The sequence below is a fragment of the Aurantimonas sp. A2-1-M11 genome, assembly GCF_036549475.1.
GTDB lineage: Bacteria > Pseudomonadota > Alphaproteobacteria > Rhizobiales > Rhizobiaceae > Aurantimonas.
Genome location: NZ_JAZHLI010000003.1, coordinates 138,018 through 148,574, shown reverse-complemented (window position 1 = coordinate 148,574; position 10,557 = coordinate 138,018). Strand labels below are relative to the sequence as shown.

Annotated in this window: 5 protein-coding genes; 3 read left to right on the top strand and 2 right to left on the bottom strand. The window is 66.9% G+C overall.

From position 1 onward, the window contains the following. The coding region (locus VQ042_RS02525; protein ID WP_331815124.1) for a hypothetical protein at positions 1 to 4,452 on the bottom strand (4,452 nt) is incomplete at its 3' end. Positions 4,453 to 4,865: 413 nt separating this feature from the next. Here VQ042_RS02525 and VQ042_RS02520 point away from each other — a divergent pair. Together VQ042_RS02520 and VQ042_RS02515 are read left to right on the top strand one after the other, a co-directional pair. Next, a complete protein-coding gene (locus VQ042_RS02520; protein WP_331815121.1) occupies positions 4,866 to 5,249 on the top strand; it encodes an Hpt domain-containing protein in 384 nt (127 codons plus the stop codon). A 169-nt stretch (positions 5,250 to 5,418) separates the two neighbouring features. After that, a complete protein-coding gene (locus tag VQ042_RS02515) occupies positions 5,419 to 5,739 on the top strand; it encodes a 2Fe-2S iron-sulfur cluster-binding protein (RefSeq protein WP_331815119.1) in 321 nt (106 codons plus the stop codon). Between the two features lie 142 nt (positions 5,740 to 5,881). On the opposite strand, the gene VQ042_RS02510 is transcribed toward VQ042_RS02515, so the two are convergent. After that, positions 5,882 to 6,484: a DUF922 domain-containing Zn-dependent protease gene (locus VQ042_RS02510; RefSeq protein WP_331815117.1), complete on the bottom strand. Its 603-nt coding sequence runs from the start codon at positions 6,482 to 6,484 to the stop codon at positions 5,882 to 5,884. 473 nt (positions 6,485 to 6,957) lie between these two features. On the opposite strand from VQ042_RS02510, the gene dnaE reads away from it, so the two are divergent. Next, positions 6,958 to 10,422, top strand: a complete 3,465-nt coding sequence (gene dnaE, locus VQ042_RS02505) for a DNA polymerase III subunit alpha (protein ID WP_331815115.1) — start codon at positions 6,958 to 6,960, stop codon at positions 10,420 to 10,422. The last annotated feature ends 135 nt before the right edge of the window (positions 10,423 to 10,557 follow it).

Below are 10,557 nucleotides of genomic sequence, written 5' to 3'. Positions count from 1 at the left end.
GTCGATCGCCGCGGCGATCGACGAACGGCCGGTCTCGAATTCCTCGCTGATCCGCGCCGTGCGCTCATCGAGGCCGTCGAGAATCGAGCTCTGCGAGCCGTCGACCACACCGTGGATGGCGGCCATCCGCTCGTCGAGCCCGTCGATGAGAACCGTGCGGGCCTCCTCGAGAAGCGCGCGCATTGCGGCGGTGCGGGCGTCGAGGCCTTCGCTGACCCGCATGACGCGCTCGGTGACTTCCTCGTTCAGCGTGCTGGTGCGGCCGTCGAGTTCGCCGATGAGGGAATCGCGACCATCCTGCATAACGCTGCGGATGCGCTCGAAGCGGCCGTCCAGGCTTTCGCCCAGCGACGCCTCGACGGATTCGGCTGCGCCGCGAAGCTGCGTTGTGCGCTCGTCGAGGCCTTCCATGACCATCGACAGGGCGTTTTCGATCGCCACGAGCTGGGCGCCCGCATTGATGGCGATGTCGTCGCCGAAGGACCGGGTGCGCTCGTCCATCTCGAGGCGCAGGCGGTCGGTCTGGCTGTCGACGTCGCCGACGATCGCCGTGCGCGATTCGTCGACCACCCGGCGCAGGGCGTCGACACGTTCGGACAGGTCGTCCGCGACCTGTCTGACCGCTTCGTCGAAGCCCCCGGTGATGCCGGCGATCCGCTCGTCGAGGGCTGACAGCAGTGCACCGTGGGTCTCTTCCGACAGGGAGCGGATGACGCTGGTACGCTCGTCGAGCGTCGTGCGGATGGCCGTGTGGCGGTCGTCGAGGCCGGCCAGCAGGGCGTCCTGCGCAGTCGACATCTGCGCCTGGTTCGCCGCGATGCGGTCGGCAAGGCCGGCCGTCAGGTTGCCGGTGCGGGCGTCGATATCGCCGATCAGGCGGCTGCCCTGTTCTTCCAGCCCACCGATGAAGCGAAGGGATTCCGACTGCAGGGACTGGTGGAAACGGCCGACGCGGTCGGCCAGAAGGCTGGCGATCGCGTCGATGCGCTGGTCGAGCCCATTGACGAGGCCGTCACGGCTCTGCGCGACCAGGCTCTCGATCGCCTTGCGGCGGTCGTCGAGCAGCTGCGCCATTTCGCGCGTCTTGTCGTCGACCCCTTCGGCCAGGGCGCCCTGGGCGCTGCCGACGAGACTTTCCATCTTGGCGACGGTCGCCTCGATGGCGTGGGTGAGGGCGATGCTCTTCTCGTCCAGATTGCCGATAAGGCTCTGCTGGGAGAAGGCGAAGGCGGCTTCGATGTCCTCGCTGTGGTCGGCAATGCTCTTCTCGATTGCACCGACCCGCCCGTCGAGGGCGGCACGCAGCCCTTCGGCACTGCGTTCGACCATCGCCTCGATTTCCTCGCGGCGCCGTGCGAGCAGTTCCTCGAGGCGCGCGGCGGTCCGCTCCAGGGCGGCATCCATCTCGCCGGACTGCGCCGTGATGGTCTCGATGCGGCTGTCGCTGGCCAGGTCGAAGGCCAGCAGGCGATCATCCAGCGTTCCGGCCAGCTGACCGGTGCGCTCGTCCATCAGCGCGTTGAGCCCCGAGATGCGCTCGTCGAAGAGCGACCGAAGCTCGCCGGTGCGGCTGTCCAGTGCCGACTGGCTGAGCGTCACGGCGTCGCCGGCACGCATCGTCAGTTCGGCGTGGCCACTGTGGAAGGCGGCGACGATTTCGCGCGTGCGCTCTGCGAGGGCGCTGGAGAATTCCTGGGAGCGTTCGGCCAGCGCCTGGGAAATGCGGTCGGTGGAGCGATCCACGGCCTCGGCCCGGGCCTCGATGGTCGCCACCAGGGAGCCGCCGGTCTCGGTGAGGGTGTGGTCGATCGCTGCAAGGCGGCTGTCGAGGTCGCCGAGAGTGCGGCTGGACGTGTCCGACAGCATCCGTGCTGCCTGTTCCGTGCGCTCGCCGAGGCTGAATTCGAGGGTCTGCAGGAAACGGTCGGACTCTTCGTCCAGCCGGTTCCGGCGGCTGTCGATGTCGTCGGTGAGGCTGGTCAGGAAGATGCCGTTCTTCTCGGCAATGTCGCGCATGCGCGTCTCGAACGCCTCGTCGAGGCTCGCCAGGAAGGTCTGGCTGTCCATGGTAAGGCCGAGCGCCCGGTCGTCGAGCGTGTTGGTGAGGTCGGTCAGGAACCTCTCGCTCTCGCTGACGACGGCTTCGCCGCGCGCCTTCAGAAGGCCGGTGACCGCATCGCCGGACGCGGAGAGGCGGGCCGTCATGTCGCTGCCCACGTCGGAGAGGCGGCCGATGAAGCCGTTGGAGCGCTCGTCGACCTCGCGCAGGCGCTCTTCGAAGGCGCCGTCGAGGCTCGAGAGGAACGTCTCACCATTCATCGCGATACCGATCGCGCGGTCGTCGAGGACCCCGGTGAGGTCGGTCAGGAACCTCTCGCTCTCGCTGGCGACGGCTTCGCCGCGCGCCTTCAGAAGGCCGGTGACCGCATCGCCGGACGCTGACAGGCGGGCGGTCATGTCGTTGCCGACGTCGGAGAAGCGGCCGATGAAGCCGTTGGAGCGCTCGTCGACCTCGCGCAGGCGCTCTTCGAAGGCGCCGTCGAGGCTCGAGAGGAACGTCTCACCATTCATCGCGATACCGATCGCGCGGTCGTCGAGGACCCCGGTGAGGTCGGTCAGGAACCTCTCGCTCTCGCTGGCGACGGCTTCGCCGCGCGCCTTCAGAAGGCCGGTGACCGCATCGCCGGACGCGGACAGGCGGGCAGTCATGTCGTTGCCGACGTCGGAGAAGCGACCGATGAAGCCGTTGGACCGCTCGTCGATCTCGCGCAGACGCTCTTCGAAAGCGCCGTCGAGGCTCGACAGGAAGGTCTCGCCATTCATCGCGATGCCGATCGCGCGGTCGTCGAGGACCCCGGTGAGGTCAGTCAGGAATCGCTCGCTGTCGCCGGCAAGCGAGTCGCCACGCGTCTGGAACAGGCCGGAAATCGCTTCACCGGCCGCGGAGATCCGCTCCATGAGCTCGCGGCTGCGATCGTCGAGATCGGTGGTGCGCATCTCGATGAGGCGGGCGACCTCGTCGCCGCTCTCGTTCAGCCGTGCGGTGGCGTCGTCGGCGCTTCTCGCAATGCGTTCGACGAGGCTGTCGCTGTCGCGAGCCATACTCTCATGGGCATTGCGCGTGTGCTCGTCGACCAGCGCGACGAACGCGTTGCTGCGTTGGGTGTAGTCGCGCGCCAGCGATTCTCCGCGCTCGTCGAGCAGCGACGTAAAGCGCCGGGACGCATCCTCGATGCGCTGGAGAATGTGGTCGGAGGCGCCGTCGACATCCTCGACGAGGCGCTGATGGGAGCCGACGACGGCCGAGCGCAGGCGCTCGGCATGGGACAGCATGGCGTCGCGCTCGGCGCCGAGATCGTTGACGAGGCCGCGGATCTTGGCCTCGTTGTCCGCATAGGCGCGCTCCAGCGCGCTGACCTCGTTGTGGACGACGTTCTCCAGCTCGGCGGTGCGCGCCAGCGCGCGCTCGACGCCTTCTCCGAGAGCCGCCACTTCGCGCCGGACAGCCTGTCCGACGCTCATGACCCGCTCCGTGGCGATCGATTCCGGTTCGGCCAGACGAAGGGCGACCTCGGCCATGGACCGGCTCATCAGCCGCATGTCGGCCGAACGGCGGACCATCACCGCGAAGGCGAAGATCAGCAGCACCGGGACCACCAGCACCGCGACCAGAATAGCGAGTTCCGCCTGCGGCAGCGACCCGGCCGCGCCATTCGAAAGCGTGGCAAGATCAGTGCCGTAGAGATCGTAGCCCATGAAGCCGACTAGCCCGACCCAGGCGGCGGAGACGGCCGCTGCGATCCAGATCGGCATCATCGAGGCGCGGCGGCTGAGCAGCGCGTCGGCCATCACCGATGTGCGGCGTTCCTCGTCATTGGCCGCAGGCTGGGAATAGGCGCGGGGCGGTTCGCCCGCATCGGCGCGCCGTTCGCCGGATACGGGGCGCGCCGCCGCCGCCGGACGCTCGCGAGCCGGCGTGGGCGCAGGTGTCGGTTGCGCGGCGGGCGCCGACTGGCGCGGCGTCTCTGCTGCAGGTTGACCGGCGCGCGGCGGACGCTGGGCGGTCGACGGTGCCTGGGCCGGTGCGGGGCTGCGCGGCGCGGCGGGCCGGGCCATATGCGGCTCGTACTCCGTCTCCCGGCGCGGGCTCTGTTCCTGGGTGGGAGTGTCGAAGGCGACGAAATCCGCCAGCGAGGCGCGCCGGACGCCGGTCGTCGGCTTGGCTTCGGCGCTCTCGGTTCTCAGCTCTCCCGCGGTCTCGCTGATCTGCCGTTCGAAATCGTCGAAGGAAAAATCGACATCCGTTCGGTCGGCCGAGGACGGCTGGTCCAGCTTTCCCGAGGCAGCGCGCGGAGACTCGTCGGAATCGGCCGCGAAATCCTCACGCAACGCTTCCTCGATCTCGTTGACCGTGTCGTCGGAGAGCTGGTCGATGGATTTGGTCTGGGACATTTCCGTCGCGCCTCAATACTCGTTACTCTGGACCCGCTCGGCATGGGCCACCGAAGCGGCGACAGGTTTTCAGGCCTCGCCAACTTCGGACGCTGTCAACCGTCAACACGCAGCCAGAGGCCAACCGACAGTTTCGCATGATTGATGCTAGTTAGCGACCGCATCGAAAGAAACCGTAAAACTGCCCGATCCCTACAAGTTTAAACATAAGGTTAACGATAAACCGATTTTCAGGACGGGTCGTCCACCAGATAATTCTAGACTGCAATAGCGCGTCCGCAACGCCTTGTGACGGGTTCCGGTCACCGCGCTTAACGCTTCCTCCATCCGGGGGGCGGATGATCGGACCTGCGGCCAGACGGAGCGCCGTGCCGCGGCTCCGGACTGCATCGCTCGATTGGTTGGATGGTCCCATGGTCTCGCTTGCGCATTCACTCCCGGACGACAGCTTTTCGCCAGCCGGCGAGGGCGTCCTGCGCTCTCCCTCCGGCCAGCGGCCGATCGACCTCGTGCACCTGGCCCGCCAGACCGCTGGTGACCGGGGGCTGGAGCGGGAAGTTCTCGGTCTCTTTGTCAAGCATCTGCAACTCGTCGCGATTCGGCTGCAGACGGCTGGCGGACTGGAACTGCGGCAGATCGCGCATACGCTGAAGGGCGCCTGCCGCAATGTCGGGGCCTTTCCGCTCGCCGACGCCGCCGAGGCGAGCGAGCGATCCGGCTTCGATGCCGCGAGTCTTGTAACGCTGCGCTCCGTGGTCGACGAAACGCTCGGCTTCGTGACGCGTCTGGCCAGATAGGCTGACGGGGTCGACCGGCGCCACTGCGTCCCGGCTGCCGGTTGACTTCCGACCCTTACGAACCTTAACGAGGCGCGACCGGCGGTGGCGCATGTCTCGCGTGTCCGCCTGCCCCGCCAAGGGGCGCGACACCCGCCGCCGAATCCTTCGCTACCGGAAAGCCCGTTCCATGCCCAAGCTCGTGTTTCTCACCCATGAGGGTGAACGTTTCGAGATCGACGCGCCGAAGGGCACGACCGCGATGGAGAACGCCGTCAAGAACGACGTCCCCGGTATCGAGGCGGAATGTGGCGGCGCCTGCGCCTGCGCCACCTGCCATGTTTACGTCGACGAAGCCTGGACGGCGAAGACCGGCGAGCCGGAGCCGATGGAGGAGGACATGCTGGACTTCGCCTACGAACCGCAGCCGAATTCCCGACTGTCCTGCCAGATCAAGATGCGGGACGACCTGGACGGCCTGGTGCTGACGGTGCCCGCGCGGCAGGCCTGAACCGCACCGCAAATCCACGGGCGTTCGGTCGCGGGACCTACGCTCGATACGGCAACGATCTCAGCCGGCGTTCTCGGCGTCCGGTGATCGTGCGGATCTTCGCGTGACCGTCTGAAGCGCAAGCCGACCGGCCGGAAACCCGTCAGCGGCGATAGTCGGAGACAGCGCGGCTGAGCGCGCGACGCAGCCGGAAATTCACCTCGCGCCCCTCGATCGTGTCGAATTCGACCTGGGCCCGTTCATGCCCGGCCAGATAGCGCTGGGTCACCTGGTTCACCAGCGCTTCCATCCGCGCGCAGGTCGGCTCCGGCCGCAGATTGCGCAGCGCCATCTCCATGCGCTTCAGCCAGCTCTTGGCGATCGCCGCATGGCGCTTTTCGTGGCGCTCGATATCCGATTCCAGCGTCTGCCAGATGAGGATCGTCTCCGGCGCGACGCCGCGGGGCGGCGCCCATCTCGGCAACAGCATGTTGAGCGTGAGTTTCACGTTGGCCTGATCGACGACGCATCCGGCGTCGACCCGCTTGTAGGTCACGTGGCCGTCGAACTTCACCTCGGTGGCACCGGGGTGGCGCAGGCCCGTCTCGGCGACGAAAGGACCGCGCCGATTGAGGTCGCGGTCAAGTTCGGCCAGCGTCGTGCCGCGTACGGCGAAATAGCGCGTGCTCTCGTCCAGCGTCTCGGTGTGTGCCGAAGCGCTCGCCAGGCAGACGACGCCGGCCAGCAGCAATGCCCTACGCTTCATCTCACCCTCGCCATTCTAGAAGTCGCCTACGCTAACCGATCGGCACGCCGGTACAAGTGTCTTGCATGCCGCACGCCACACCGGGGGGCGCGCACGGCCCCGCATCGCGTATTTCGGTCGGGCCCAGGCCGGTGCGGGGGGGCTTGCGCGCCGGATTGAACCAGCGCTTGACAACATCGAGGGAATGAGAACATATAGCGAACATAGAACAAAGGAGGAACTGATGCTCGATATTGCCAAGGACCTGCTGTCGCTCGCCGTCGTTTCCGGTTTCGTGTTCAGCCTAAGCCTTCTCGCTCACGTCGTGTGACGACGGCTTTCTTGTGCATCGACGGCCATCGGCGGTTTCTTCCGGCGGCCGGGAAGCCTAGTCGTGAAGTCTGGCCGCTCGCGGGACACATCCGCACAGGCCGAACGGTTGCGGGCGGGCGAAAGCGCGCGCCGGACCGGTGCGCGGACGATGGAGCAGCGGCATGGCGGCGACGGACAGCAAACCCAAATTCGTCCATCTGCGGGTCCACAGCGCCTTCTCCCTGCTCGAAGGCGCGCTGAAGCTCGACCAGATCATCAAGTTCGCCCAGGGTGATCAGGCGCCGGCGATCGGCATCTGCGACACCAATAATCTCTTCGGTGCGTTGGAATTTTCCGAAAAGGCGTCGAAAGCCGGCATCCAGCCGATCATCGGCTGCCAGCTGGACGTGGATTTCGGCGATTGCGAGGAGAGCCGGGCAGGGCGCCGCGAGCGCAGCCTTTCCGCGATCGCGCCGCTGGTCCTGATCGCGGCGACGGAGACCGGCTACGCCAATCTCGTCGAGATCGTCTCGCTGGCCTATCTCGGGCATCCCGACAATCCGCGCCCGCATGTGCTGTTCGACTGGCTGACGTCGCGCGCCGAGGGCATTATCGCCTTGACCGGCGGGCCGCTCGGCCCGATCGGGGCGGCCCTTGCTGCCGACCGGCACGATCTGGCCCGCAGCCGCATGGAGCGGATGGCGCCGGTCTTCGGCGACCGTCTCTATGTGGAGCTGCAGCGGCACGAGGGGCGCAGCCGCAAGGTCGAGGCCGACACGCTGCAACTCGCCTACGACATGGAACTGCCACTCGTTGCCACGAACGAGCCGTTCTTCCTGAAGACCGATGATTTCGAGGCCCATGACGCGCTGATCGCCGTGGCGAGCAACCGCCTGGTCAGCCAGGAGGACCGGCGCCGGCTGTCGCGGGACCACAGCCTGAAATCCCAGAACGAGATGTCGGTGCTCTTCGCCGATCTTCCGGAAGCGTTGCACAACACGGTCGAGATCGCCCAGCGCTGTTGCTACCGGCCGCGCACGCGTGCGCCGATCCTGCCGCGCTTTGCCGGGGCCGATGCCGATCCGGCGGAAGCGGACGCGGCGGAGGTTGCCGAATTGCGGCGGCAGGCCATCGAGGGGCTGGAAGCACGGCTGGCGGCCCACGGACTGGCGCCCGGCGAGACCGTCGAAAGCTACGGCGAGCGGCTCGAATTCGAGCTGTCGATCATCGAGCGGATGAAGTTTCCCGGCTACTTCCTGATCGTCGCCGACTTCATCAAATGGGCCAAGGCGCAGGGCATTCCGGTCGGTCCGGGGCGCGGCTCGGGCGCCGGCTCGCTGGTCGCCTATGCCCTGACCATTACCGATCTCGACCCGCTGCGATTCTCGCTGCTGTTCGAGCGCTTCCTCAATCCCGAACGCGTGTCGATGCCCGATTTCGACATCGATTTCTGCCAGGACCGGCGCGAGGAGGTGATCCGCTACGTCCAGGACAAGTACGGACGCGAGCAGGTCGGCCAGATCATCACCTTCGGCACGCTGCAGGCGCGCGCCGTATTGCGCGACGTCGGCCGGGTCCTGGAAATGTCCTACGGCCAGGTCGACAAGCTCTGCAAGCTGGTGCCCCAGAACCCGGCCAATCCGGTGACGCTGGCGCAGGCGCTGATCGAGGAGCCGCGGCTGCAGGAAGCGCGCGAGAAGGAGGAGATCGTCGACCGGCTGATCTCGATCGCGCTGAAGCTCGAGGGTCTCTACCGCCACGCCTCCACCCATGCGGCGGGCATCGTCATCGGCGACCGGCCGCTGTCCCAGCTCGTGCCGATGTATCGCGACCCGCGCTCGGACATGCCGGTCACCCAGTACAATATGAAGTGGGTCGAGCCGGCAGGACTGGTGAAGTTCGACTTCCTCGGCCTGAAGACGCTGACCGTCCTGCAGAAGGCGGTCGAGCTGATTGCGCGGACCGGGCCCGTCATCGACCTGTCGGCGATCCCGCTGGACGATGTCCGCACCTACGAGATGATGACCCGCGGGGAGACTGTCGGCGTGTTCCAGGTGGAATCGGTCGGCATGCGCAAGGCACTGATCGGCATGCGGCCCGACCGGTTCGAGGATATCATCGCGCTGGTCGCCCTCTACCGGCCGGGTCCGATGGAGAACATCCCGACCTACAACGCCCGCAAGCATGGGGAGGAAGAGCCGGACTTCATCCACGACAAGATCGCGCCCATCCTGAAGGAGACCCAGGGCGTCATCATCTACCAGGAGCAGGTGATGCAGATCGCCCAGGTCCTGTCGGGATATTCGCTCGGAGAAGCCGACCTGCTGCGGCGTGCCATGGGCAAGAAGATCCGCGCCGAGATGGACAAGCAGCGTGTCCGCTTCGTCGAGGGCGCCGTCGCCAACGGGCTCGACAAGGCCCAGTCGAACATGATCTTCGACCTTCTGGCGAAGTTCGCCGACTACGGCTTCAACAAGAGCCACGCGGCCGCCTACGCGCTGGTCGCCTACCAGACCGCCTATCTGAAGGCGAACCATCCGGTCGAGTTCCTCGCTGCGTCGATGACGCTGGACGCGGGCAATACCGAAAAGCTCAACGATTTCCGCATGGATGCGATGCGCCTGGGCATCGAGATCGTGCCGCCCTCGGTCCAGACCTCGTTCCGGCCGTTCGAGGTGGGCGAGAACAAGATCTTCTATGCGCTGGCGGCCATCAAGGGCGTCGGCGAGCAGGCGGTCGACCACATCGTGGCGACGCGAGGGACCGGCACCTTCGGGTCGCTGGAGGATTTCTGCGCGCGCATCGATCCCAAGATCGTCAACAAGCGGACGCTGGAATTCCTGATCGCCGCCGGGGCGCTGGACTGCTTCGGCCACGACCGGGCGCTGCTGTGCGCCAATATCGATCTGATGGCGTCCTACGCATTGCGGGTGCACGAGGGACGCACCTCCGGCCAGCATGACATGTTCGGCGGCGCCGGCAGCGAGCCGGAGCCGCTGCGTCTCAATCCGGCGCAGCTGTGGACCTCGTCGGAGAAGCTGCTGCGCGAATTCCAGGCGATCGGGTTCTATCTCTCGGCCCATCCCCTGGACGAATACAAGGCGACCCTGAAACGCCTGCGGGTCCAGACCCACGCGGAGGTCATCCATGCGGTCAAGCGTGGCGCCACCGCCGGCAAGCTGGCCGGAACGGTGACCTCGCGCCAGGAGCGCAAGACCCGCAGCGGCGGCAAGCTCGGCATCATCCAGCTTTCCGACCCGAGCGGCCAGTACGAGGTCGTCCTGTTCTCCGAAGCGCTCTACGCGTTTCGCGACCAGCTCGAGCCGGGCGCGTCGGTGATCGTCGGCGTGTCGGCCGAGGAACGGCCGGAGGGGGTCTCCTTCCGGGTGCAGTCGGTCCAGTCGCTGGAGGACGAGGCGGTGCGCATGCAGAAGGCACTGCGTGTCTTCATGCGCGATGCCAACCCGCTGCAGGCCTTCAAGAGCCAGCTGCGCTCGGACGGCGACAGTGAGATCTCGCTGGTCCTGGTGCGCGACGGCGGCGAGCGCGAGGTGGAGATCACCCTGCCGGGCCGCTACCGGGTCTCGCCGCAGATGGCGAGCGCGGTGAGGGCGGCACCAGGGGTTCTCGACGTCGAGCTTCTGTAGAGGGGAAGGCGGCGTCTGCACTTCGTGCGCCCGGATTCACGACCGCTCGAAAGTCCGGTGGCGTGCCTCTCAGGGGCGGAGCGCTGACGCGGCTGGTTGAATTTCGGGGAACGCAGGTGAGGGCGGCGAACAGGA

Excerpts from the sequence above, each read along its gene's own strand:
- VQ042_RS02520 (WP_331815121.1), top strand. The coding sequence starts at position 4,866 with ATGGTCTCGCTTGCGCATTCACTCCCGGACGACAGCTTTTCGCCAGCC.
- VQ042_RS02515 (WP_331815119.1), top strand. The coding sequence starts at position 5,419 with ATGCCCAAGCTCGTGTTTCTCACCCATGAGGGTGAACGTTTCGAGATC.
- VQ042_RS02510 (WP_331815117.1), bottom strand. The coding sequence starts at position 6,484 with ATGAAGCGTAGGGCATTGCTGCTGGCCGGCGTCGTCTGCCTGGCGAGC.
- dnaE (WP_331815115.1), top strand. The coding sequence starts at position 6,958 with ATGGCGGCGACGGACAGCAAACCCAAATTCGTCCATCTGCGGGTCCAC.